Consider the following 24,507-nt stretch of genomic DNA (forward strand, 5'->3'; position numbering starts at 1 on the left):
GTTTCCCGCGTTCCGCTCCACGGCCCACCGGCGCAGGCACCGGCACCGGCACCGCGCGGGCACCCGCACCGCACCGCCCCCGCACACGGCGAACGGTGCCCCTCCGGATCTCCCGGAAGGACACCGCTCGCTCGGCTCGTGCTGTGCCGTGCTGTCGCTCTTGTTGCGAGCCGCGGGCTCCTGCTCAGCCCGCCGCCGCGTCGAGCATCTTGCGTACGACCGGACCGGCGTTCTCGTTGCCGTGCCCGGAGTCGGGGACGACGGCCGCCGCCGCCATGTCGCCGCTGTACGCGGTGAACCAGGCGTTCGGCTTCTTCTGCCCGTCGACCTCAGCGGAGCCGGTCTTGGCGCCGACGTCGCCGCCGAGCCCCGCCATCGGCTTCGCGGCGGTGCCGCTGGCGGCCGTGAGCTTCATCAGACCCTTCAGGTCGCTGTGGGCCTGCGGCTTCATGGTGCGCGCGGCCTTCGCGATCTTGCGGTCGTCCAGCGACGGCGAGACGATCACCGGCTGCTTGAAGGTGCCGCTCTGCACGGTCGCCGCGACCGACGCCATGTTGAGCGGGTTCATCCGCACGGCACCCTGACCGATCAGCGACGCGGCCATCTGCGCGTCGGACTGCACGGGCACGCTGCCGTCGAAAGTGCCGGTGCCCACCTGCCAGTTCATGCCGATGCCGAAGACGTCACGGGCCTCCTTGGTGAGGTCGTCGTCCTTCAGCTCCTTGGCCTGGCTGATGAAGGCGGTGTTGCAGGAGCGGGCGAAGCTCTGCGCGAACGTCCCGTTCTCGATCTCGAACTTGTCGTCGTTACGGAACTTCCAGCCGCCGTACTCCTCGTACTTGGGGCACGGGTGCGGCTTGTCCGGCGCGGCGAGGCCCTTGTCCAGCAGCATCGCGGCGCTGATGACCTTCATCGTGGAGCCGGGTGCGAGGGAACCGCGGATGGCGTTGTTGTAGCTCTCCGCGGGCGAGTTGGCCACGGCGCGCACTTCGCCGGTGCTGGGCTGGACGGCGACGGCCGCCGCCTTCGGCTTGCCCTTCACGGACTGCTCGGCCGCGACCTGCATGTCCTTGTCGAGCGTCGTCTTGAGAGTGCCTGGCGTGCCCTTGGAGAGGGTGCGCAGGGTCGTGCCGGTGTCCTTGCCGTTGCTGTCGACGATGCGGGTCTCGACGCCGGGCGTGCCGTCGGTCTTGTCGCCGTACCGCTTGCGCAGGTCGTCGAGGATGCTCCCGAGCATCGGGTGCTCTTCCTTCGACAGCGCGGCGCCGTTGCGGTCGACGGCCTTGATCGGCGGGGTGCCCGCCTTGCCGGTCTTGACCGACTGGCCTTCCTTCAGCTTCGGGTTCAGCACCGTCGGCTTCCACGCGACGACCGGGTCGCCGGACTTCTTGTCCCGTACGACCTCCAGGGAGGAGGCATAGGACCACGTGGCGCTCTGCTGTGCGTAGGAGATCTGAGCCGTCACGTCGAACGGCACCTTCGCGCCGGAAGCGGAACCCTGCGAAAGCTTGATCTTGGCGACGCGGGCGTCGGTCTTGAAGCCCTTCAGCCTCTCGGCGGCCTGCGTCTTGTCGTCGGTGAGTTTCGCGGCCTTCTGCGCGTCCCCGGAGGACCAGGCGGTCAGGAACCGCTTCGCGGTCGTGCGGACCTCGGACGCGCTGGGCGGGCCCTTCTCGGCCTTCTCCTCACCGTTGCCTTCGTCCGAGGCGACGCTGCCGCCTCCCTTGCTGTCACCTCCGACGAGTGCGTAGACGCCGAAGCCGGTCGCACCGACGACGACTGCGGCGGCGCCACCGATCAGCGCCATCTTCTGAGTGTCACGCATCTGAGAATCTGCCCCTCCACCCCGCCTCAGCCATGCGGCCGAGGACCTGTCCGAGGCACCCTAGAGCACGCGTGCAACATCACGTGCCCCCGGTATCCCCGTTAGGGAGCATATGGACGGGATGCGGATTCGAATAATCACCGGATCAGGGGGCGGGCCTGAACCGGAACCTTACGGGAGCGCCTGCCGTGTCCAGTCCGGTTCAACTCCCGTTCACCCGGCTTCACTCCGGCATCACCGCTGTGCCGCCCCGGTCACGCGACCGGAAGACTCGGATCCACGTCAGATCCACGTCTCGAACCACATCCGGTTGCGCCAGGCGTCCATGGGGATCGTCTCCCCCGTGTAGATGGGCCAGAAGTACACGAAGTTCCACACGATGAGCAGCACCAGGATTCCGGTGCCGACGATCCCCGCGCTGCGCCGGCGCTCCCCCACGCCCGGCGGCCCGGCCAGCGCCCCGGCCGCCATCGCCAGGGCGAGGCAGAGGAACGGCACGAAGACGACCGCGTAGAAGAGGAAGATCGTGCGCTCCTGGTACATGAACCAGGGGAGGTAGCCCGCGGCGATGCCGCACAGCACGGCGCCGGCGCGCCAGTCGCGCCGCAGCAGCCAGCGGTAGAGCGCGTACGCCACCGCGAAGCAGGCCGCCCACCACAGCAACGGCGTGCCCAGCGCGAGGACTTCACGCGCGCAGCCCTCCGTCTGTGACGAGGGGCAGCCGTCGCGGCCTGCCTTGGGCGACTCGTAGAAGTACGAGACGGGGCGCCCGAGGATCAGCCAGCTCCACGGGTTGGACTCGTAGGTGTGGCCGGAGGTCAGGCCCACGTGGAAGTCGTAGACCTCGGCCTCGTAGTGCCACAGGCTGCGCAGCGGCCCGGGCAGCCATCCCCAGGGCCCGCCGGCGCCGTCCTTCTCCGCCCAGTCGCGGAAGTAGCCGCCGGTGGTGGCGAACCAGCCGGTCCAGGACGCGACGTACGTGCCGAAGGCGACGACGGCCGTGGAGGCGAACGCCGGCAGCGCGTCCTTGCGGAGCATCGCGACGAACGGCCGGGGCGCGCCGCCCGTACGGCGTGCGCCCATGTCCCACAGGACGGTCAGCAGTCCGAAGGCGGCGAGGATGTAGAGGCCGTTCCACTTGGTGGCGAAGCCGAGGCCCAGGCAGAGGCCGGCCGCCAGCCGCCAGGGGCGCAGGCCGAAGGAGAAGCGCGCGCCGGTCTCCGGGTCGGGACGGACGTCGGCGCCGCCGCGCGGAACGCCGTCGGCCGGGCCGGACGGGACACCGGAAGGAACGCCGCCGAGGACGGTGGAGCGGGCAGCGGACGGGACGCCGGACACCGCCGAGGCGGAGCCCGCGTGGCCGTTCGCCTGCGTCGCGGGGAGCGACCCGGCGGGGAGGTCCGCCGACGCCTCCGAGGGCAGCGCGTCCGCGAGTCTCGCTCTCGTACGGTCGCGGTCCAGCAGCAGGCAGCCGAAGGCCGCCAGCACCCAGAACATCAGCACCAGGTCGAGCAGCGCGGTGCGGCTCATCACGAAGTGCAGCCCGTCCACGGCCATGAGCGCCCCCGCGAGGCAGCCCAGCGTGGTGGACCGGAACAGGCGCCTGCCGATGCGGCACAGCATCAGCACCGACAGCGTGCCGAGCAGGGCGGTCATGAAGCGCCAGCCGAAGGGCTCCAGACCGAACAGCGACTCACCGAGGCCGATGATCCACTTCCCGGCCGGCGGATGGACGACGTAGGCGCCCTCCGGAGAGAGGGGGATCGTCTGGTCCGGTGCGAGGATCTTGTCGTTGGCCTTCTCCGGCCAACTGCCCTCATAGCCGTACTGGAAGAGGGACCAGGCGTCCTTCGCGTAGTACGTCTCGTCGAATATCACGGCGTGCGGCGAGCCCAGCTGCCAGAAGCGCAGCATCCCGGCGACGAGCGCTACCAGCAGCGGCGCGCCCCACGCCGACCAGCGCACCAGCCGGGCGGAGACGAGCGGCGAGAAGCCGAAGGCGGCGCCGATGCGCAGGTCCGGCTTGGGGAACGGCGGCACCAGGCGCTCGCGGGTGCCGGTACGGGGGCGGCCCGCGTAGCCGAAGCGGCGCAGGCGGGCCTGCCACGTGGGCATGGCGTCCTGGGTCGGCGCGGGCCGGCTCTCCGCTGCGGTGTCGCTCGTCGTCACCGGGCCATCGTAAGGAACCAGCCGGTGCGGGACCGCCGCCACGCGAACTCCGAGCAATTGTGCGGGGCGGGGGTCCGCGGGGGCCAGGCCGGGGCTCCGCGGGCCGCCGTCACGGCGGGGACGGGCGGGGGACGGGCAGGGATGGCCGGGGACGGACGTGCGGCGAGGATCACGTCCCCTGCGAGGATGGCGCCGTGACTGGGACGCTCGTACTGGCCGGAACACCCATCGGGGACGCCGCGGACGCGCCGCCGCGCCTCGCGCGCGAACTGGAGGCGGCCGACATCGTCGCCGCCGAGGACACCCGGCGCCTGCGGCGGCTCACACAGGCGCTGGAGGTGCGCCCCCAGGGCCGGGTCGTGTCCTACTTCGAGGGCAACGAGGCCGCCCGTACAGGGGAGTTGGCCGACGCGCTGGAGGCCGGTTCGCGGGTGCTGCTGGTGACGGACGCGGGCATGCCGTCCGTCTCCGACCCGGGGTACCGGCTCGTGGCCGAGGCCGTACGGCGGGGCATCGGCGTCACGGCGGTGCCGGGACCGTCCGCGGTGCTGACGGCACTGGCGCTCTCGGGACTTCCCGTCGACCGTTTCTGCTTCGAGGGCTTCCTGCCCCGCAAGGCCGGTGAGCGGCGGGCCAGGCTGCGTGAGGCGGCGGACGAGCGGCGGACGCTTGTGTATTTCGAGTCGCCGCGGCGGCTCGAGGAGACACTGCGCGCGATGGCGGAGACGTTCGGCGCCGACCGCCCGGCCGCGGTCTGCCGTGAGCTGACCAAGACGTACGAGGAAGTCAGGCGCGGCGGGCTGGAGGAGCTGGCCGGCTGGGCCGCCGACGGTGTACGCGGCGAGATCACCGTCGTCGTCGGGGGCGCCCCCGAGGGGAGCGGCGAGGAGCTGGACGCGGCGGAGCTGGCCCGCAGGGTCGCGGTACGGGAGGAGGCCGGGGAGCGCCGCAAGGAGGCGATCGCGGCGGTGGCCCGGCAGGTGAGCGTGCCCAAGCGGGAGGTCTTCGACGCGGTGGTGGCGGCGAAGACCGCGGACGCCGGGCAGGCCCGGCAGAACTAGCCAAGGCCAGGGCGGCTCGGCGCACGTCGCGGGCCCGCCGCAGCGCAGCCGGGTCCCCGGGCGCGCCCCAACCCCTCGGCCCCGGGCCGCGGTTCGCGCCTCGGACGGCGAGCCCGCAGCCGCGCCGGCCCCGGCAACCGCAAGCCCGCGTCGAAGGACCGCCCCGGAGGACCCCGGCGCCCCGGGTCGCCAGGCAGGAGCGCCCTGGCCTCCGGCCCCGGGCCCCGGGCCAGACCGGGATCGGCCGCCACCGCGCGGGACCCCGGGCAGGCCCGTGCCCGGCGGACGGGCCCCCGCGGCGCACGGCCTAGGTGTATTGACCTGATGCGTTGTTCACACGGCTGATTGGTGGCTGGCCTCCGAGTGCTGTGTGGCATCGGTGGTGGTTGTAGGTGTGCAGGAAGCTGTCCAGTGCGGCTGTGCGCTCTGCGTTGCTGGCGTAGGGCTGTTGGTAGGCCCATTCATCGAGAAGGGTGCGGTTGAAGCGCTCGACCTTGCCGTTGGTCTGTGGCCGGTAGGCGCGGGTGCGCTTGCCCGTCGCGCCGAGATCGGTCAGAGCCTGCTGGAACAAGCTGCTCTTGCGGTAGGACCAGGCGTTGTCGGTCAGCACCCGCTCGATGCGGCGGATGCCGTGGTGGGCAAAGTGGGCGGCCGCTCGGTAGAGGAAGCCGGCGCATGTGGCTGCCTTCTCATCGGTGTGGACCTCGCTGTAGGCCAGGCGGCTGTGGTCATCGACGGCGGAGTGGATGTAATCGAAGCCGACACCGGTCTTGGTGAGCCGGCTCTCGGCCCGGCCGTGGACACGCCAGCCGCCGCCATCGGGGATACGTCCGAGCTTCTTGACATCGACGTGTACCAACTCGCCGGGAGCCGCGCGTTCGTAGCGTCGGATCACGGTTCCAGTGGGTCGGTCCATCCAGGCCAGCCGGTGCAGACCATGCCGCGTCAGTATCCGGTGAACGGTCGAGGCGGGCAGGCCCAGGATCGGCCCGATCCTGGCCGGTCCCAGCTTGCGGATCCGGCGCAGTTCGCACACCCGGGCCTCGTCTGCGGCCGGGGTGCGACGCGGCGTGGTGTGCGGTCGGCTGGAGCGGTCGTGCAGCCCTGCTTCGCCCTCCCGGCGCCAGCGGCGGACCCACTTGTGGGCGGTGACCCGGGAGATCCCCATCGCACCCGCAACATGAGCGACGGGACAGCCGGAACGGACACGATCGACCAGCAGCCGCCTGCCATGAACAGTCAGACGGGCATTACGGTGGGACACGAAGACCTCCCTGCGGTGCAGTCCTTAGACAGCTCCACCACAGCGGAGGTCTTCGCTATTGATCAAGACCCCAGAGTTAACAACGCTCATGATCAATACACCTAGGATCGGCGCATGCCGACTTCCACGCAGCGGCAGCAGGAGCCGCAGCCCGCGCCGCCGCTGCCCGAACCGCTCCGCGTGCCGGTCGCCGACTCGCACACGCACCTCGACATGCAGGAGCCCTCCGTCGAGGAGGCGATCGCGGCGGCGGCGTCGGTGGGGGTCACCACGCTCATCCAGGTCGGCTGTGATCTTGAGCGCTCCCGCTGGGCCGCCCGGACGGCGGCCGAACACCCCTCGGTGCACGCGACGGTCGCCCTCCATCCCAACGAGGCGCCGCGCGCCGCCGCCCGCGGCGAACTGGAGTCGTCCCTCGCGGAGATCGAGAAACTCGCCGCGCTGCCGCAGGTGCTGGCCGTCGGCGAGACGGGGCTGGACTACTTCCGTACGGGCGAGGACGGGAGGGAATCGCAGCACTACTCGTTCCGTTCGCACATCGCCATCGCCAAGCGGCAGGACCGTGCGCTCGTCATCCACGACCGCGACGCCCACGCCGACGTGCTGCGCATCCTCGACGAGGAGGGAGCGCCGGAGCGGACCGTCTTCCACTGCTTCTCCGGCGACGCGGAGATGGCCGCGCACTGCGCGTCCCGGGGCTGGTTCATGTCCTTCGCGGGGAACGTCACCTTCAAGAACGCGCAGCCGCTGCGCGACGCGCTCGCCGTCGCGCCGCCCGAACTCGTCCTCGTGGAGACCGACGCGCCCTTCCTGACGCCGGCGCCGTACCGCGGACGGCCTAACGCGCCGTACCTCGTTCCGGTCACGCTGCGGGCCATGGCCGAGACGAAGGGCATGTCCGAAGACTCGCTGGCAGAGCACGTGGCCGCCAACACGGCACGAGCCTTCGGCTGTTGAGCGACGCCCCCGGCGGGGCTTGAAACAAGGCCGCACAACAACCCTTTGTGACCAACCGACTTTGGAGAGTGACCGGCCCTCCGGCTACAGTCCGCGCGACATCCCGCCGGAAGTTGGAGCGCGTGTTGAGCCAGACGCAGGGAAGTCATCGCGCGGTGCGCCGTGGGGGCTTCGGGGGCCGGGGTGCGCGCGGGGGGCAGACCAAGGCTCCGCGCGTACCGGAGCAGCGGTACGACGACCACCCGGGCGACGTCCGGGGCCTCACGGTCCGCCCGGGCCTGCCTTCCACGCCTCCCCCGTACCCGCCCTCGGTGTACGCGCCGGCCGCGTCGCCCCACGGTCAGCGCCGGCCGTACGGGCAGCCGCAGCAGACGCCGCCCCGCCCGCAGGGGCAGCCGGTCCCGCCGTACACGCGCAGCCCGCAGAACCCGCCGCCGCGGCAGCCGGGTTCGCCGTCCGCGACTCCCGCGACGCCTCCCGCACCCGCACAGCCCGTGCCCTCCACCGCCTCGGCCGCCACTCCCCCGCCGGCGCCACCGCGCCACGCGCGGAACCCGTACGACACCTATCGCCCGTCCTACGAGCGGTCCGGCAGGGCCCGCCACGCCGCCCCGCCCGCACCGCAGTCCCCACCCGCACCCCCGGCGCAGTCCCCACCACGGCCCACACCCCCGCCCGCACCACCGGCGCCCCCCGAAACCGCACCGCGGACGGCGCCCGAGCCCGAACCCGTCCGTCGTCCCGAGGGCGGCCGGGCCGCCGCGCGCCGCGCGGCCCGCGCGCAGAAGGCCGCCCAGCGCCCCGAGGCGCTGCGCCGCCTGGTGCCGCAGGCCCTCGTCGTGGCGTTCCTCGCGGGCGGCACCTCCGCCTTCGTCGCGCACGACAAGGAGGTCGAGTTGAGCGTCGACGGCACGCCCCGCACGCTCCACACCTTCGCCGACGACGTCGGTGAACTCCTCGCGGAGGAGGACGTGCAGCTCGGCGAACACGACACCGTCGGCCCGTCCCCGCACCAGCCGGTGGCCGACGGCGACGAGATCTCCTTCAGCCACGGCCGCCCCCTCGACCTCACCCTCGACGGCAGAAGGCGCCAGGTGTGGACGACGGAGCGCACGGTGCAGGAGGCGCTGCGGGGCATGGGCGTGCGGACCCGGGGCGCGTCCCTTTCCCTGGCGCCGAGCGCGGACATCCCGAGAAGCGGCCTCGAGCTGGAGGTCCGTACGGAGCGCAACGTCACCTTCATCGCGGACGGTGAGGAGAGGACCGTCCGCACGAACGCCGGAACCGTCCTCGAAGCCCTCGGGGAGACCGGCATCGAACTGCACGGCCTGGACACCACGTCCGCGCCGATGGACAGCTTCCCGCGTGAGGGGCAGACCATCACGGTGATGAGGATCACCGGCAGGGAGAAGGTGAAGGAGGAGCGGATCGCCTTCAAGACCGTGCGGCAGGCGGACCCCGGGCTGGCGCAGGGCACCGAGATCGTGGAGCGGGCGGGCAGCACGGGCATCCGCCGCGTCACCTACCGGCTGCGTACGGTCAACGGCGTACGGGAGAAGCCGCGCCGCATCGCCGTCGAAGTGCTGCGGCATCCCCGCAAGCAGATCATCCGCGTGGGCACGCGGCCGCTGCCGCAGTCCGTTCCGGGCGCCGATCACCTCGACTGGGCGGCGCTGGCGCACTGCGAGTCCGGCGGCCGTCCCGCCGCCGTCGACGGCTCCGGACACCACGGCGGGCTCTACCAGTTCGACGCCCCTACGTGGCAGGCGATGGGCGGCAGAGGCCGCCCGCAGGACGCTCCCGCGCAGGAGCAGACGTACCGCGCGAAGAAGCTGTACGTCTCGGAGGGGGCGAGTCCGTGGCCGTACTGCGGCCGTAAACTGACCAGGTGACCGCAGCCCACGACCCTGATCACGACCCCGATCACGAGCCTGATCACGCGCCTGACGACCGCCAGGACGCACTCATGGGCGCGGCCGACATCCGCGAGCTCGCCGGTGCCCTGGGCGTGCGGCCCACGAAGCAGCGCGGGCAGAACTTCGTCATCGACGCCAACACGGTCCGCAGGATCGTGCGCACGGCGGACATCCACTCCGACGACGTCGTGCTGGAGATCGGGCCCGGCCTCGGATCGCTCACGCTCGCGCTCCTCCAGACCGCGGAACGCGTCGTCGCCGTCGAGCTGGACGACGTGCTGGCGGCCGGCCTCCCGGCCACGGTCGAGGCCCGGCTGCCGCACCGCGCCGGGCGCTTCGAGCTCGTGCACGCGGACGCGATGCACGTGACGCGGCTGCCGGGGCCGCCGCCGACCGCGCTCGTGGCCAACCTCCCCTACAACGTGGCCGTTCCGGTGCTGCTGCAGATGCTGGCGGCCTTCCCGACGCTGCGGCACGGCCTGGTCATGGTGCAGTCGGAGGTCGCCGACCGCCTCGCGGCGCCGCCCGGTTCGAGGGTGTACGGCGTGCCGTCGGTCAAGGCGTCCTGGTACTGCGAGGTGAAGCGGGCGGGCGCGATCGGGCGCAGCGTCTTCTGGCCCGCGCCGAACGTGGACTCCGGTCTGGTCTCGTTCGTACGCCGTGATCCCCCGCGCACCGCTGCCACACGTGACGAGGTCTTCGCCGTCGTGGACGCGGCGTTCGCGCAGCGCCGCAAGACCCTCCGTTCGGCGCTCGCCCGGTGGGCGGGTTCCGCGTCGGCGGCCGAGGATGCCCTGACGGGTGCGGGCGTCTCGCCGCGTGCGCGCGGAGAGCAGCTGACGGTCGGGGAGTTCGCCGCGATCGCCGAGTACGGGGCGAAGCACATGGACGTACTCAGGAACGCGGGGCAGCGTGAGAGGTGAGCAGGTGACCACAGGTACGGGCGGCGTGACCGCGCGGGTGCCCGCGAAGGTCAACGTCCAGCTGGCGGTGGGCGGTCGGCGTCCGGACGGCTTCCACGGCCTGGCCAACGTCTTCCTCGCCGTCGGCCTCCATGACGAGGTCACCGCGAGCCCGGCGAGCCCGGCCGACGGCGGCCAGGGCCCCCAGCTCACGGTCTCGGGCCCGGACGCCCGGCACGTACCGCTGGACGGGAGCAACCTGGCGGCGCGCGCCGCGCGGCTGCTCGCCGAACGGCACGGGCGCGAGCCGCACGTGCGGCTGCACATCGCCAAGGACATCCCCGTCGCGGGCGGCATGGCGGGCGGCAGCGCCGACGCGGCGGGTGCGCTGCTGGCGTGCGACGCGCTGTGGGAGACCCGCACGTCTCCGGACGAACTGCGCGCTCTCGGCGCGGAGTTGGGGTCCGACGTGCCGTTCGCCCTGGTGGGCGGGGCCGCGTTGGGGCAGGGACGTGGCGAGCTGCTGACGCCGCTGGAGACGGGCGGCACATTCCACTGGGTGTTCGCGGTCGCGGACGGCGGCCTGTCCACACCAGCCGTATACCGCGAGTGCGACAGGCTGCGTGAGGCCGCCGGCACGGGCGCGGACGCCGACTCCGTACCGGAGCCCCGGCCTTCGCAGGACCTGCTCGACGCGCTGCGCACGGGCGACGCGGCGGCGCTGGCGGCGGCGATGGCCAACGACCTTCAGGCGGCGGCCGTTTCGCTGCGCCCGTCGCTCACGGACACCCTCAAGACCGGCACCGCGGCCGGCGCCCTCGCCGCGCTGGTCTCCGGCTCCGGCCCGACGTGCGCGTTCCTGGCCCGGGACTCCGGCTCGGCGTCCGTGATCGCCGCCGCGCTGGAGGATTCGGGGCACTGCCGTGCCGCACGCGTCACCACCGCACCGGCTTCCGGAGCGACGCTGGTCGAGTAGTGAGCCCGGGGGCCGGGGGCCCGCCCGGCCCGCGGGCTCCACTTCACACCTCAGTCGGTCCCGCTGGGGATCACACAGTTCTCCGGCTGTTCCCGGCCCTCCGGCCAGCCCAGGCCGACGAACTTCAGCTTGCCGCGGCCCTCCCGGCCCGGGTCCAGCTCGACCACCGCGGCCGGCTTGTCGTACGCGTTGCCGCCGCTGGTCAGGCAGATCAGCCCGCTCGTGCCCCGCACCCGGTGCCGGGAGTGGAACAGCGACCACTGGCTGCCTACGTCCTCGCGGCCGGGCACCGCCTCCGCGCCGCCCTCCTGCGCGTGGTGCAGCGCCTTGCCGATGGTGACGAGGCCGTCGTGGACGAGCATCGTCCTGGAGTCCTCCAGGTTGGGGACGGAGCCGAGGTTCACGCCCTCGCTGCGCGTCGTCCCGATCAGCTTCTTCAGGGTCTCCAGGGCCGCTTCGGGCTCGGTGAGGTACTGGGGCAGCTCCTCCTCGGTGGGCTCGCGGTCGTGGTCCGCCTCCCACTTCTCCCTCCAGTCGGCCAGCTCCTCGCGCCAGGCGTCCGGATGAGCGGGGGCGGCGTACTGCACCGTCACCTTCGGCTCGCCGTCCTCGCCTCGCAGCTGCTCCCAGTCCTTCTCCGTCATGCTCTGCCGCAGCGACGCGGCGTCGGAGCCGGCGACGATGGTGTAGTGCCGCTTCGCGCAGTCCACTTGGGCGAGCTTGAGGGCGAAGATCCTCAAGTGCAGCGTGCGGCCCGCGAAGTAGACGGTCTCGGCGCCGGAGTCGCAGATGTTGTTGGCCGTCTGGGTGAACTGGTTGCCGGTCGAGCCGGGTTCGTCGATCGCCGGGGACTCGAAGGGCATCGCGGCGGGACCGGACGGGCCCTGCTCCTCGATCCCGCTGAACGCCTTCGCCAGCGACTCGTTGTAGCCGTCGCCGCGCCGGTCGTAGACCAGCACCGTCTTGCGGTCCTCCCGGCCGCGTTCGCCGTTGAAGTTGGCCAGTGCCTGTGCCGCGTCGTGATTGGTGGCGATGACGCGGGCCAGGCCGGGGAACCTCGGCTTCGCCGTCCCGTCCGTACTGTCCACGTTCGCGATCCGGTCCCCGCTGATCCGGGAGGCGAGCACGGGGACCTTGTGCTCGGTGAGCCGCTTGACCGCCGCCTCGGTGTCGTCGAGGCTCAGGTTGAAGCCGGTGACGGCGCGCAGCCGGTCCTCGGACGAGTCGGCCATCCGCAGCAGGGTGTCCACGACCTTGTCCTGGTGGCCGTAGGCACGCCCGGGGTTGGCGAGCACCAGCCGGATCTTCGGCGGCTCCCCCTCGCCCTCGTTGGCCTGCAACTGCCCCAGATACGCGCCCTGGAGGTCGCTGCGCATCTGCCGGCGCAGGGACGGCTTGTCCGACTGGAGCGGCAGCATCACCGCCACCGTGACGTGCGGCTCGTCGTCGATCTTCTTGTTCTGGCGTGCGATGGCCCTGGCGACGTCCCGTATCTCGGGCGTCCCGAAGTCGTAGCCGTCGCCGTTGACGCCGACGCATTCGCCGTCGACCCGCTCGATCCCGTCGACGCAGGTGTCGGGCTTCTGGAGGAAGTACAGCAGGAGCAGGCCGCACGCCGTGACCGTCCCCACGGCCAGCAGCGCGTAGAGGATCTTCTTCCACCTGGGCATCCCCGCTACCTCCTTCGCCCGAGCTGTTCGGTGCAGGTGCAGCGCCGTAACGGCTGGTCGTTCGCGGCCAGTTCACGCCATTCGGTCGCCGTCTTGCTGAGCTTCCCGGCCCCGGGAAAGTCCATGATCGACAACAGCTCCAGCAGCCTGGCGAGCGTGCGGGCCGTCTCCCGTCCGGTCGGTCTGGTCCGTTCCTCGCACAGCCACACCGCGTGCAGCAGCTGGTCGACGGTGCGCTGCAGCGCCGGTCCGTCCTCCACCGCGACCAGGCCCTGTGCGCGCTCACGGCGGCCGTCCACGTCGCCCGGGTACGGCGCCTGCGCGATGTCCAGCAGCTCCGCGCACCACTCCCCGGGACGTCCCGGCAGCGTGCCCGCGAGATGACTGACGACGTCGTCCGCGCCGCCGGAGACCAGGTGATGGTTCATCCGGTGCGTCGTGACCGAGCGGAACGCGCGGTCGTCCGGGGCCTGTTGGTCCGGCGCCCCTCCGCCCGCCCCGTCATCCGTCCTGCTCCCGGCCCCCTCGTCCGCCGCCGCGCGTTCCGCGTAGTGGTCCCGCAGCAGGTGGTGGTCGGCGTGCCAGGCGGCGCCGCCGGGGCGCAGCCCGTACAGCCGGTGCACCAGCATCTGACGCAGCCCAAAGTCCGCGATGAAGTGCCGCTCGCAGCTGGGCCATCCGGTGTCGGTGAGCAGCGTCGAGACGTTGTGCGCCGTCAGGCGGTGCACCTGGCCCGACTGGTGATGGCGGAGCAGTACGTCGGCGCACTCCTCGTCGTGCGCCACCGACAGGTGGGTGAGCAAGTCCAGCCACTGGGCACGGTGTTCGTCCGGCAGCCCCACCGGCAACTGGTCCAGGACCAGCTCCTGGAGCAGCACCTGAGCCACCGGCCGCTCGGGGGCGCCGTCGCCGGGAAGCCGCAGCGGAGCGTCCAGTACGTCCCGGTCGTTGGCGCCGGCGGGCATCCGGAAGGAGGCCGCCGCCGCGGCCAGCCGCATCACCGTGTGCGGCCGCCCGCCGCTCAGCCGCGCGACGGCGCCGTCGACGCGGCGGCGGTTGGCGCCGCCCTCGGGCTCCGCCCGCGTCTGCCTGCGCTCGGTCTCCCGGCGGATCTGGTCCCCGGTGAGCAGAGGCATCCGCAGCAGCAGCACGCCGTCGGCGAGCGGCACCTGGTCCGACCCCTCGCCGGTACGACGGGACCACGCCGGCGCCTTGCCGTCGGCGGGCCGGAACACGGCCGGGGGCGACGCGTCCCCGGGCGGCAGACCGGCGTGCAGGAAGGCGCCGCCGTCGGGCCTGCGCGCCGTGCCGACGATCACCACGCGGTCGCGCTGCCCGCCCCGCCGGTCGGTGAGCACGGCGCGCAGCAGCCCCTCCCCCAGCGGCGACTCGGCGTGGTCGAGCAGCAGGCCCGGACGGCCGACCCGGCGCAGCCAGCCGGACGCCGACGCGTACGCCGCCTCCAAGTCCTCGCGCAGCGCCCGGAAGAGGAAGCCCTCCGCGACCTCCCGCGCCTCGTCGCCGGCCTGGAAGTCGTCGGCGAGATTGCTCAACCCGTGCCTGGGCTGGCCCGCGGCGCCGGGATAGGCGCCGTAGATCCGCTGCAGTTCCACCCTGCCCCGGGGCGCCAGGCGATCGAAGAGGGCGTCCAGCAGGGCGGTGCTCGCTGCCGCCGGATACTGGCCGAGCCCGTCCGCGACCAGGGCGGTCAGCAGGTTCCGTACGGTGCCGTGGAGCACGCCCGTCCAGAAGTCGCCCGCCGCCAGGCCGCGCAGGCGCTGCCGCTGGGGCAGCTCCCCGTACCGTTCGACCTCCGCCGCGACCGCCGCGGAGGTGCCGTCCGCGACGCCGGACGCGATCACCGCGAGGCCCGCGAAGAGCCTGGGGAAGGCGAACGAGCCGCCCGTCCCCTGCCAGCTGCTCAGCCGCCGGGCGACCTCGGCGAGGGCCTCGGTGGCGGCCGAGCGTGCGCCGGGCTCCGCAGCGGCACGGACCTCGAACACCGGTGAGGCGCAGTCCAGATGGATCACCGGCACCTTGGCGGCGAAACCGTCCCGCACCTCGCGCAGCAGGCGCCCCTTGTGCATTCCGGGGCCGCCGGTGAGCAGCACCACGGGGAGGTCGGGGCCGTACGTCAGGTCCCGTTCGGCGCCGGAAGGCGACCGGCCCAGCAGGTGCGCGAAGAAGCCGTCCTGCTCCAGCAGCTTCTCGTACCCGAGGTCTTCGCGCACGGACTCCCCCATGGAGTGCTCCCCAGCCCGGCGCAGGCTGCCCGGGATCGGTCAACTGTGACCGGTGTGCCACGCAACGTTAGCGGAACACGCATTTGTTCATCGAGAGCAAATGCGGCCGAACAAAGGGGAGTTGACAGAGTGTCAGTGAGTCACGGGAGGGGACGGCGGGCCCTGGCCCGGGTCTTCGGGAACGCTCATGGCCTGCTGGAAGCCGGAGTTGACCGCGGTGATGCCGCCGTCGACAGGAAGCGTGACGCCCGTGATCCACTCCGCGTCGGCGGACGCCAGGAAGGCGACGGCCGCGGCGATGTCACCGGGGCGTCCGACCCTGCCCAACGGGTAGAGGGCGGCGGCACGTTCGAGGGCCGCGTCCCGCCCGGCCCACGCCTCGGTGCGCACCGTGCCGGGGGCGACGAGGTTGACGCGTACGCCGCGCGGTCCGCCGTCGCCCGCGAGGGTACGGGTCAGGGAGGCGAGAGCGGCCTTGGCGGCGCTGTAGGCGTGGTTGCCGAAGTCCTGAATGCCGTTGACCGAGCCGACGTTGACGATCGCGCCGCGTCCGCCCGCCGCCGCCAGGTGCGGCATCGCGGCGCGTGCGCAGCGGAAGGCGCCGGAGAGGGTGGTGTCCAGATCGCCGTCCCAGACCGAGTCCGGCTCGTCCTCCAGGAGTTCGGCGTCCGGGGAGCAGCGGTAGGCGTTGTTGACCAGTACGTCGAGGCGGCCGAAGTGGCCCACGGCCTGTGACACGGCCGCCTCGACGGCCTGCCTGTCGCGCACGTCGCAGGCGGCGGCGAGGGCTTCGCCGCCGCCCGCACGGATCGCCTCCGCCGTACGCTCGGCCCGCTCACGGTCCAGGTCGGTCACCGTCACCCCCGCGCCCTCGGACGCCAGTCGGCGGGAGACGGCCGCGCCGATCCCCTGCCCGGCGCCGGTGACCAGCGCCGCGTAACCCTCGAACCGACCCATGGAGTACGGGAGTTACGCCTGAGCGGCGTGGGAGACGAAGGCGGACCAGGCGCCGGGGGCGACGGCGAGCTGTGGGCCTTCCTTGTCCTTGGAGTCCCTGACGTGGACGGTGCCGGGGCAGGCGGCGACCTCGACGCAGCTGTCGCCTTCGGTGCCGCTGTAGCTGGACTTGCTCCAGGAGAGGGCGACTTCGACGCAGTCGTCGCCCGAAGGGCTGCTGTAGCTCGACTTGAACCATGCCAGTCCGGTGGTCATAGCGCTCCTCGCATCCGCTGCAGCAGGCTCATGGATTCGGAGTGGGAGAGAGCCTGTGAGCGCATCTTGGCATACCGCATCTGCAGCACGCTGACCTCTTTCTGGTCGGAGATCAACCGTCCGTTCTCCTGCCCCTCGCTGTAGCCCAGCCAGCGGTGATACGGAGTCTCCAGGAGCCGTACGGGGCCGTGGAGGCAGGCGTGCTCCTGCGCGGTAGCGGGCACGATCTGGATCTCCACGTTGCGCAACCTGCCGCGCTCCAGCAGGTGTTCGAGCTGTTCCCGGGTGACCGCGACACCGCCGAGCCGCCGCATCAGAACGGCCTCCTCGATGATGAAGCTGAACGCCGAGTTGGGAAGCTCGTCCAGCAGCCGCTGCCGCTCCGCCCTCGCCGTGACCTGTGATTCGAGCTGGCTGTCCTCCAGCGGCGGCAGGCTGTTGTCGAAGACGGCACGCGCATACGTCTCCGTCTGCAGCAGCCCCGGCACCAGACGGCACTCGTACGTGCAGAGGTTGACCGCCTCCTTCTCCAGCCGTGCCCATTCACGGAACCACGTCGCCAACCCCGGCTGCCGCCCGACGTGTTGAGCCGCAGCGCGCAGCACCCCGAAGGCGTTGAGGGCCTCTTCGGCCTTCTCGACGAAGTCCGGCGGCGGCAGTCGGCGGCCCTGCTCGATCGAGGAGATCATCGGGTGCGAGTACTGCACCTCCTCGGCCAGCGCGTGCTGGGTGAACCCGGCCCGCTCCCGGAAGACCTTCACGACCGCGCCGAAGGACTTGAGGCTGTCCGACGTGTCCGGCTCGCTGACCCAAGACCTGCCCGCGCTGTGCGCCATTTCCGGCCCCCTCCGGTACCGCTGTACTGGCCTTCGCCCTGGCCTGTTCCCACTTGGAGATGCTCACAGAGAGTTAACGGATGTGTCCACCGGGTGGTGCTCGTACGCAGGGGCCGCGTACCGGCTGCGGGACCGTCCGGCTCGCCCGCACGGGCGACGGGAGTGCTGCGAACGAGGTAGCCGCAGCGCTCCTGGCGGCCCTGGACGAGGTAGCGGGCCTCCCGGCGCCGTGCTGGACTGAGCGAGGTGCTGTACAGGGCGCACCTGCGTGGTCGCAAGGCGTGACAGTGAGGATTCGGAGGCAGCGCGTGGCCGGGTCGCGAGACGACGAGCAGCTCGCCGGGCGGTAAGGCCGTGCTCCGGACCTCGGTCATCGTCGTCGTCTCGGTGGCGTACCTGGGCCTGCTCTTCGCCGTGGCCTTCTACGGAGACCGGCGGGCGGACACCGGCCGGAGCATCATCAACAACGGCACTGTCTACGCGCTGTCCCTTGCCGTGTATGCCACGTCGTGGACGTTCTACGGCAGCGTGGGCCAGGCCGCCACAGAAGGTGTCGCCTTCCTTCCGGTCTATCTGGGGCCGACCCTCATGTTCGCGCTGGGCTGGCTGGTGCTGCGCAGAATCATCCGGATCAGCCGCCGTCACCGGATCACCTCGCTGGCGGACTTCGTCTCCGCCCGCTACGGCAAGAGCGCCGCACTGGGCGGTCTGGTGACGGTCATCGCCGTGATCGGGATCGTCCCCTACATCTCGCTTCAACTGAAAGCGGTGTCCGACACCTTCGAGATCATCCGGCGGTATCCCAAGAGCCCTTCCACCCCGGATCTGGGCCACGTCCCGCTGATGGCGGACACCGGGTTGTATGCGGCGTTGCTGCTCGCCGCGTTCACCATCCTCTTCGGCACCCGGCACCTGGACACCACCGAACGCCACGAAGGCATGGTCGTCGCCATCGCGTTCGAGGCCGTGGTCAAGCTCGTGGCGTTCCTCGCGGTCGGGGTCTTCGTGGCCTTCTGGATGTTCGGCGGGCTCGGTGACCTGTTCTCCCAGGCAGCCGAAATCAACCTGACCAGGTTGTTCACGCTGCGGGACCAGACCTCGTACGGCGAGTGGATCTGGCTGAACCTGCTGTCCATGCTGGCGATCGTGCTGCTGCCCCGGCAGTGGCAGATGATCTTCGTCGAGAACGTCGACGAGAAGCACCTCAAACGGGCGATGTGGCTGTTCCCCCTGTACATGCTCGCGATCACCTTCTTCGTACTTCCGATCGCGGCCGGCGGGCTGCTGCGCTTCGGGAACTCCGTCGAAGCCGACACCATCGTGCTGGCCCTGCCGATGGCCGAAGGCCAGCAGGCCCTCGCACTGCTCGTCTTCATCGGCGGCCTCAGCGCTGCCACCGGCATGATCATCGTCGAGACGGTCGCGCTCAGCACCATGGTGTCGAACTCACTCGTCATGCCGCTGCTGCTGCGTGGCAAGTCCCGGCTGACGCACCGGGACGATCTGGCGGGGCTGGTGCTGGGCATCCGCCGGGTGACGATCGTGCTGATCCTGCTGCTCGGCTACGCGTACTTCCGGCTCGCCGGCGAAGGGCCGGCGCTGGTGTCGATCGGCCTGGTGTCGTTCGCCGCCGTGGCACAGTTCGGGCCCGCGATCCTCGGCGGCCTGTTCTGGAAGGGCGGGACCCGTCAGGGCGTCATGGTGGGCCTGCTCGCCGGATTTACCGTGTGGGTCTACACGTTGCTGCTGCCGAACTTCGCCGAATCCGGCCTGCTGCCTCAGTCACTCCTGCATGAGGGTCCCTGGGGCATCGAGCTGCTCCGGCCGCAGCGACTGTTCGGCCTTCCGCGGCTGGACCCGATGAGCAACGCCATGTTCTGGAGCATGCTGCTGAACATCGGCGGATACGTCGGCGTCTCACTCGCCGGCCGGCCGGACGCCGCCGTGCGGGCGCAGGCGGAGCAGTTCGTCGAGACCCCGGAGGGGCCTGGCCGGCAGCGGCGCTGGCAGGTCCGTGCCACGGTCGGCGAACTGCACACGCTGCTGGAACGCTTCCTGGGGAAGGACGGCGCGCAGCGTGCGCTGGGCGCCTACCCCGGGAGGAGACCCGACTCGCTGGCGTCCAAGGCGGCCCCGGAGCTGGTCCATCACGCGGAGGCCCAGCTCGCCGGGTCGGTCGGTGCGGCCTCGGCGCGGCTCGCGGTCGACGCCGTGGCCGGAGGGGAGCAGGTCCGCAGCGATGAAGTGATGGAGATGATCGGCGAGGCGTCGGAGCGGGTCGAGCTGGTCCGGCGGCGGCTGGAGTTGCTGTACGACGCGACCGGCGGCGTCGGCACCACCCTGGATGTGACCCGTACGGCCGAGGAACTCGCGCAGGTCGCGGTCCCGCGCTTCGCCGACTACGTCACCGTCGACCTGGCCGAGTCCGTGCTGGGCGGTGACGAACCAGGGTTCAACGGCACCAGCATCAGCACGAGCGGCGGCAGTACGCGGCTGCGGCGCGTCGCCTTCAGCGGCATCCGCGACGATCCACCTCTCTTTCCGGTCGGCGAGCTGATCACCCGAGGCCCCCACTCCCCCGAGGCCCGGAGTGCCGAGAGCGGGCAGGCGGTCCTGGTGCCCCGGCTCAGTGAATCCCCGGGCTGGCAGACCGTGGACAAGCGGCGGGCCTCGCGGGTCCTCCAGTACGGCATCCATTCGCTCATCGCGGCGCCACTGCGGGCCCGCGGTGTACTGCTGGGCGTCGTCAACTTCTGGCGCTCGGAGAAACCCGAGCCATACGAGCAGGACGATCTCTCCCTCGCGGCCGAACTCGCCGCCCGCGCCGCCGTCTCACTCGACAACGCACGCCGCTACACCCGCGAACACGGCATGGCCGTCGCACTCCAGCGCCGACTGCTGCCCCGGGCGCTGCCCGAGCAGAACGCCGTCGAGGTCGCCTCCCGCTACCTGCCCGCACAGGAAGGCGTCGGCGGCGACTGGTTCGACGTCATCCCCCTGCCCGGCGCCCGCGTCGCACTCGTCATGGGCGACGTCGTCGGACACGGACTGCACGCCGCCGCCACCATGGGACGGCTGCGCACCGCCGTGCACAACTTCTCCTCCCTCGACCTTCCCCCCGACGAACTCCTCGGCCACCTCGACGAGTTGATCATCCGTCTCGAACAGGACGCGCCCGGTGACAGGACCGCCATCGCCGGCGCCACCTGCCTGTACGCGATCTACGACTCGGTGACCCGCAACTGCGCCATCGCCAAGGCCGGACACCCGGCGCCCGCACTGGCGCGGCCCGACGGCACCGTCGAGTTCCTGGACGTACCGGCCGGGCAGCCTCTCGGCATCGGCGGACTGCCCTTCGAGTCCACCGAATTGCAACTGCCCGAGGGCAGCAGGCTCGTCCTGTTCACCGACGGACTCGTCGAGCGCCGCGACCAGGACATCGACACCGGGCTCCGGCTGCTCAGCGAGACGCTGGCGCACCCGGAGCACTCACCCGAGGAGACCTGCGAAGCCGTGCTCGACGCCCTCCTCCCGGAACTGCAGAGCGACGACATCGCACTGCTCGTCGCCCGCACCAAGGTGCTCGGCGCCGGGCAGATCGCGGAGTGGGAAGTGGAATCCGACCCCGCCGCAGTCCGCCGCGTACGGGCCGCCGTTTCCGAACGGCTCACGGAATGGGACCTGGAGGACCTCGTCGAGACCACGGAGCTGATCCTCAGCGAACTGACCACCAACGCGATGCGTCACGGCGCCGGGCCCATCAACGTACGGCTCATCCGCGACCGCACGCTCATCTGCGAAGTCTTCGACCACAGCAGCACCTCACCGCACCTGCGCTACGCCGCCACCATGGACGAAGGCGGACGCGGCCTCTTCCTCGTCGCACAGGTGGCCGAACGCTGGGGCACGCGCTACACCGAGGACGGCAAGGTCATCTGGGCGGAGCAGACAGTACGGGATCGCGCAGAGTGCAGCGACGACCACGCTGTGTTGAACTGAGCAGAGTGCCGGCTGTGCGGTGCCGACCGGCGCCCGGTGCGGCACCGGACACCTGGGCGGTCGCAAGGCCTGAGATTGAGGATGCGGAGGCAGCCCGTGGCGGAGTCGCAGGACGACGAGCAGCTCGCCGGGCGCCTCGCTGCCGTGACGGCGCTGGCGATCGTGCTGATCGTCCCGCCGTTCCTCACGCAGTTCGACCGCACGGACCGGGTCTTGGGCGTACCGGTGCTCTGGGCCTACCTCTACCTCGTCTGGGCGATGGTGATCGTCCTGGTCGCCGTCATCGGCGGCAGATCGAGGTAGCGCCGTGCTCGACACCTGGGTCATCGTCGTCGTCTCGGTGGCGTACCTGGGCCTGCTCTTCGCCGTCGCCTTCTACGGAGACCGGCGGGCGGACAGACGCCGGAGCCTGATCAACAACGCCACGGTCTACGCGCTGTCCCTCGCCGTGTACGAGACCGCCTGGGGCTTCTACGGCAACGTGGGCACGGCCGCCACGTCCGGAATCGGCTTCCTGTCGGTCTATCTCGGGCCGATGCTCATGTTCGCGCTGGGCTGGCTGGTGCTGCGCAGAATCATCCGGATCAGCCGCCGTCACCGGATCACCTCGCTGGCGGACTTCGTCTCCGCCCGCTACGGCAAGAGCGCCGCGCTCGGCGGCCTGGTGACGGTCATCGCCGTGGTCGCCCTGATCCCCTACATCTCACTGCAGCTCAAAGCGGTCTCCAACACCTTCGAGATCCTGCGGCGGCACCCCAAGATCACATCCACCTCGGACCTGGGCCACGTACCGCTCTTCGAGGACACCGGGTTCTACGTGGCGCTGCTGCTCGCCGCGTTCACCATCCTCTTCGGCACCCGCCACCTGGACACCACCGAACGCCACGAAGGCATCGTCACCGCCATCGCCTTCGAGTCCGTGGTCAAGCTCGTTGTGTTCCTCTCGGCCGGGATCTTCGTGACCTTCTGGCTGTTCGACGGGTTCGACGACCTGTTCGCCCAGGCCGCCGACGCCGACCTGACCAAGCTCTTCACCCTGCGCGAGGAGACGGGCTACGGCGAGTGGATCTGGCTGAACCTGCTGTCCATGCTGGCGATCGTGCTGCTGCCCCGGCAGTGGCAGATGATCTTCGTCGAGAACGTCGACGAGAAGCACCTCAAACGGGCGATGTGGCTGTTCCCCCTGTACATGCTCGCGATCACCTTCTTCGTACTTCCGATCGCGGCCGGCGGGCTGCTGCGCTTCGGGGAGTCCGTCGACGCCGACACCTTCGTACTGGCCCTGCCGATGGCCGAAGGCCCGCAGGTGCTCGCGCTGCTCGTCTTCATCGGCGGCCTCAGCGCGGGCACCAGCATGATCATCGTCGAGACGGTCGCGCTCAGCACCATGGTCTCCAACTCACTCGTCCTTCCGCTGCTGCTGCGCGGCAAGTCCCGCCTGGTGCGCCGCGACGAGCTCGCCGGGCTGGTGCTGGGCATCCGACGGGCGACCATCGTGCTGATCCTGCTGCTGGGCTACGCGTACTTCAGGCTCGCGGGCGAGGGCCCGGCTCTGGGAATGATCGGCACAGTGTCGTTCGCGGCGGTGGCACAGTTCGGGCCCGCGATCCTGGGCGCCCTGTTCTGGAAGGGCGGGACCCGTCTGGGCGTACTGGTGGGCCTGGTCGCGGGGTTCGCCGTGTGGGCGTACACGCTGCTGCTGCCCAGCTTCGCCGAATCCGGCCTGCTGCCGTCCTCGTTCCTGCGGGACGGCCCGTTCGGCATCGAGCTGCTGCGGCCGCAGCAGCTTTTCGGCCTGACGGGGATGGACCCGATCAGCAACGCGATGTTCTGGAGCATGCTGCTGAACATCGGCGGATTCGTCGGAGTCTCACTCGCAGGCCGGCCGAACGCGGTCGAGCGGGCCCAGGCCGACCAGTTCGCCGACATCCTCGCCGTGCCCGCGGCGGAGCGGCGCTGGCAGGTCCGTGCCACGGTCGGCGAACTGAAGACGCTGCTGGAGCGCTTCCTCGGGAAGGACGGAGCGAAGCGGGCGCTGAGCTCCTACTCCGGAAGGAGACCCGACTCGCTGGCGTCCAAGGCGGCCCCGGAGCTGGTCCATCACGCGGAAGCCCAGCTCGCGGGCTCCATCGGCGCCGCGTCCGCCCGGCTCGCGGTCGACGCCGTGGCCGGAGAGGAGCAGGTCCGCAGCGACGAAGTGATGGAGATGATCGGCGAGGCGTCGAAGCGGGTCGAGCTGGTCCGGCGGCGGCTGAAGCTGCTGTACGACGCGACCGGCGGCGTCGGCACCACCCTGGATGTGACCCGTACGGCCGAGGAGCTGGCACAGGTGTCGGTCCCGCGCTTCGCCGACTACGTCACCGTCGACCTGGCCGAGCCCGTGCTGGGCGGTGACGAGCCCGGGGTGAACGGCACGAGCATCTCCACGAGCGACGGGGGCGCCCGGATGCGGCGCACGGCCTTCGACGGCATCCGAGGCAACGCTCCCCTCTTCCCCGTCGGCGACCTGATCACTTTCGTGCCGTCCTCGCCGCAGGCACGCAGTGTCGAGAGCGGGCAGGCGGTCCTGGTGCCCCGGCTCGGCGAGTCCCCGGGCTGGCAGGCCGTGGATCACGAACGGGCGTCGCGCGTCATCGACTTCGGCATCCATTCGCTCATCACCGCCCCGCTGCGCGCCCGTGGCGTACTGCTGGGCGTCGTCAACTTCTGGCGCTCGGAGAAACCCGAGCCATACGAGCAGGACGATCTCTCCCTCGCGGCCGAACTCGCCGCCCGCGCCGCGGTGTCCCTCGACAACGCACGCCGCTACACCCGCGAACACGGCATGGCCGTGGCGCTGCAGCGCAGGCTGCTGCCCCGGGCGCTGCCCGAGCAGAACGCCGTCGAGGTCGCCTCCCGCTACCTGCCCGCACAGGAAGGCGTCGGCGGCGACTGGTTCGACGTCATCCCCCTGCCCGGCGCCCGCGTCGCCCTGGTCATGGGCGACGTCGTGGGACACGGACTGCACGCCGCCGCCACCATGGGACGGCTGCGCACCGCCGTGCACAACTTCTCCTCCCTCGACCTTCCCCCCGACGAACTCCTCGGCCACCTCGACGAGTTGATCATCCGTCTCGAACAGGACGCGCCCGGTGACAGGACCGCCATCGCCGGCGCCACCTGCCTGTACGCGATCTACGACTCGGTGACCCGCAACTGCGCCATCGCCAAGGCCGGACACCCGGCGCCCGCACTGGCGCGGCCCGACGGCACCGTCGAGTTCCTGGACGTACCGGCCGGGCAGCCTCTCGGCATCGGCGGACTGCCCTTCGAGTCCACCGAATTGCAACTGCCCGAGGGCAGCAGGCTCGTCCTGTTCACCGACGGACTCGTCGAGCGCCGCGACCAGGACATCGACACCGGGCTCCGGCTGCTCAGCGAGACGCTGGCGCACCCGGAGCACTCACCCGAGGAGACCTGCGAAGCCGTGCTCGACGC

The 24,507-nt window shown here is 71.4% G+C and carries 15 protein-coding genes and 1 pseudogene; 8 read left to right on the forward strand and 8 right to left on the reverse strand.

Annotated features, from left to right (window positions below; all coding sequences use genetic code 11):
• Window positions 1–184: 184 nt before the first annotated feature.
• Window positions 185–1,825: a penicillin-binding transpeptidase domain-containing protein gene (locus tag AN215_RS07375; RefSeq protein WP_107374308.1), complete on the reverse strand. Its 1,641-nt coding sequence runs from the start codon at window positions 1,823–1,825 to the stop codon at window positions 185–187.
• A gap of 282 nt (window positions 1,826–2,107) precedes the next feature.
• Window positions 2,108–3,940 (reverse strand): dolichyl-phosphate-mannose--protein mannosyltransferase, encoded by a 1,833-nt coding sequence (locus AN215_RS30280; protein ID WP_245694446.1) that lies wholly within the window; start codon window positions 3,938–3,940, stop codon window positions 2,108–2,110.
• A 248-nt stretch (window positions 3,941–4,188) separates the two neighbouring features.
• Between AN215_RS30280 and rsmI the strand changes: the two genes are divergently transcribed.
• Entirely contained in the window at window positions 4,189–5,055 is an 867-nt protein-coding gene (rsmI, locus tag AN215_RS07390) for a 16S rRNA (cytidine(1402)-2'-O)-methyltransferase (RefSeq protein ID WP_070013393.1), read from the forward strand.
• A 307-nt stretch (window positions 5,056–5,362) separates the two neighbouring features.
• On the opposite strand, the gene AN215_RS07395 is transcribed toward rsmI, so the two are convergent.
• A complete protein-coding gene (locus AN215_RS07395; RefSeq protein ID WP_070008999.1) occupies window positions 5,363–6,319 on the reverse strand; it encodes an IS481 family transposase in 957 nt (318 codons plus the stop codon).
• A gap of 114 nt (window positions 6,320–6,433) precedes the next feature.
• On the opposite strand from AN215_RS07395, the gene AN215_RS07400 reads away from it, so the two are divergent.
• From AN215_RS07400 to AN215_RS07415, 4 genes are all read left to right on the forward strand, one after another.
• Window positions 6,434–7,276: a TatD family hydrolase gene (locus AN215_RS07400; protein ID WP_070013391.1), complete on the forward strand. Its 843-nt coding sequence runs from the start codon at window positions 6,434–6,436 to the stop codon at window positions 7,274–7,276.
• A gap of 125 nt (window positions 7,277–7,401) precedes the next feature.
• Window positions 7,402–9,168: a resuscitation-promoting factor gene (locus tag AN215_RS07405; RefSeq protein ID WP_338057911.1), complete on the forward strand. Its 1,767-nt coding sequence runs from the start codon at window positions 7,402–7,404 to the stop codon at window positions 9,166–9,168.
• Between the two features lie 74 nt (window positions 9,169–9,242).
• Complete coding sequence (rsmA, locus tag AN215_RS07410; RefSeq protein WP_070013388.1) at window positions 9,243–10,115, forward strand: 16S rRNA (adenine(1518)-N(6)/adenine(1519)-N(6))-dimethyltransferase RsmA; 873 nt, start codon at window positions 9,243–9,245, stop codon at window positions 10,113–10,115.
• A gap of 4 nt (window positions 10,116–10,119) precedes the next feature.
• Window positions 10,120–11,070, forward strand: a complete 951-nt coding sequence (locus tag AN215_RS07415) for a 4-(cytidine 5'-diphospho)-2-C-methyl-D-erythritol kinase (RefSeq protein WP_079122802.1) — start codon at window positions 10,120–10,122, stop codon at window positions 11,068–11,070.
• Window positions 11,071–11,120: 50 nt separating this feature from the next.
• On the opposite strand, the gene AN215_RS07420 is transcribed toward AN215_RS07415, so the two are convergent.
• The 5 genes from AN215_RS07420 to AN215_RS07440 form a co-directional block, all read right to left on the reverse strand.
• Entirely contained in the window at window positions 11,121–12,740 is a 1,620-nt protein-coding gene (locus AN215_RS07420; RefSeq protein WP_070013387.1) for an ABC transporter substrate-binding protein, read from the reverse strand.
• A gap of 5 nt (window positions 12,741–12,745) precedes the next feature.
• A complete protein-coding gene (locus AN215_RS07425; RefSeq protein WP_245694331.1) occupies window positions 12,746–14,983 on the reverse strand; it encodes a hypothetical protein in 2,238 nt (745 codons plus the stop codon).
• A 132-nt stretch (window positions 14,984–15,115) separates the two neighbouring features.
• A complete protein-coding gene (locus AN215_RS07430) occupies window positions 15,116–15,940 on the reverse strand; it encodes an SDR family NAD(P)-dependent oxidoreductase (RefSeq protein ID WP_070013386.1) in 825 nt (274 codons plus the stop codon).
• Between the two features lie 12 nt (window positions 15,941–15,952).
• Window positions 15,953–16,195: a DUF397 domain-containing protein gene (locus AN215_RS29080; RefSeq protein WP_070013380.1), complete on the reverse strand. Its 243-nt coding sequence runs from the start codon at window positions 16,193–16,195 to the stop codon at window positions 15,953–15,955.
• Window positions 16,192–17,031: a helix-turn-helix domain-containing protein gene (locus tag AN215_RS07440; RefSeq protein WP_070013378.1), complete on the reverse strand. Its 840-nt coding sequence runs from the start codon at window positions 17,029–17,031 to the stop codon at window positions 16,192–16,194. The genes AN215_RS29080 and AN215_RS07440 overlap by 4 nt, the downstream gene beginning before the upstream one ends.
• A 2,268-nt stretch (window positions 17,032–19,299) precedes the next feature.
• Here AN215_RS07440 and AN215_RS07445 point away from each other — a divergent pair.
• From AN215_RS07445 to AN215_RS29750, 3 genes and pseudogenes are all read left to right on the forward strand, one after another.
• Window positions 19,300–21,030, forward strand: a pseudogene (locus AN215_RS07445) (SpoIIE family protein phosphatase); the annotation flags it as partial.
• 96 nt (window positions 21,031–21,126) lie between these two features.
• Entirely contained in the window at window positions 21,127–21,333 is a 207-nt protein-coding gene (locus AN215_RS07450) for a hypothetical protein (protein WP_070013374.1), read from the forward strand.
• A 4-nt stretch (window positions 21,334–21,337) separates the two neighbouring features.
• A partial coding sequence (locus AN215_RS29750; RefSeq protein WP_070031128.1) for a SpoIIE family protein phosphatase occupies window positions 21,338–24,507 on the forward strand: 3,170 nt, incomplete at its 3' end.

Origin of the sequence: Streptomyces abyssalis, assembly GCF_001751365.1 — a bacterium.
Taxonomy (GTDB): domain Bacteria; phylum Actinomycetota; class Actinomycetes; order Streptomycetales; family Streptomycetaceae; genus Streptomyces; species Streptomyces abyssalis.

What these genes read in the sequence shown, in the direction of transcription:
- AN215_RS07375 (WP_107374308.1), bottom strand. Translation starts at nt 1,825, where the DNA reads ATGCGTGACACTCAGAAGATGGCGCTGATCGGTGGCGCCGCCGCAGTC.
- AN215_RS30280 (WP_245694446.1), bottom strand. Translation starts at nt 3,940, where the DNA reads ATGCCCACGTGGCAGGCCCGCCTGCGCCGCTTCGGCTACGCGGGCCGC.
- AN215_RS07400 (WP_070013391.1), top strand. Translation starts at nt 6,434, where the DNA reads ATGCCGACTTCCACGCAGCGGCAGCAGGAGCCGCAGCCCGCGCCGCCG.
- rsmA (WP_070013388.1), top strand. Translation starts at nt 9,243, where the DNA reads ATGGGCGCGGCCGACATCCGCGAGCTCGCCGGTGCCCTGGGCGTGCGG.
- AN215_RS07420 (WP_070013387.1), bottom strand. Translation starts at nt 12,740, where the DNA reads ATGCCCAGGTGGAAGAAGATCCTCTACGCGCTGCTGGCCGTGGGGACG.
- AN215_RS07425 (WP_245694331.1), bottom strand. Translation starts at nt 14,983, where the DNA reads ATGGGGGAGTCCGTGCGCGAAGACCTCGGGTACGAGAAGCTGCTGGAG.
- AN215_RS07430 (WP_070013386.1), bottom strand. Translation starts at nt 15,940, where the DNA reads ATGGGTCGGTTCGAGGGTTACGCGGCGCTGGTCACCGGCGCCGGGCAG.
- AN215_RS29080 (WP_070013380.1), bottom strand. Translation starts at nt 16,195, where the DNA reads ATGACCACCGGACTGGCATGGTTCAAGTCGAGCTACAGCAGCCCTTCG.
- AN215_RS07440 (WP_070013378.1), bottom strand. Translation starts at nt 17,031, where the DNA reads ATGGCGCACAGCGCGGGCAGGTCTTGGGTCAGCGAGCCGGACACGTCG.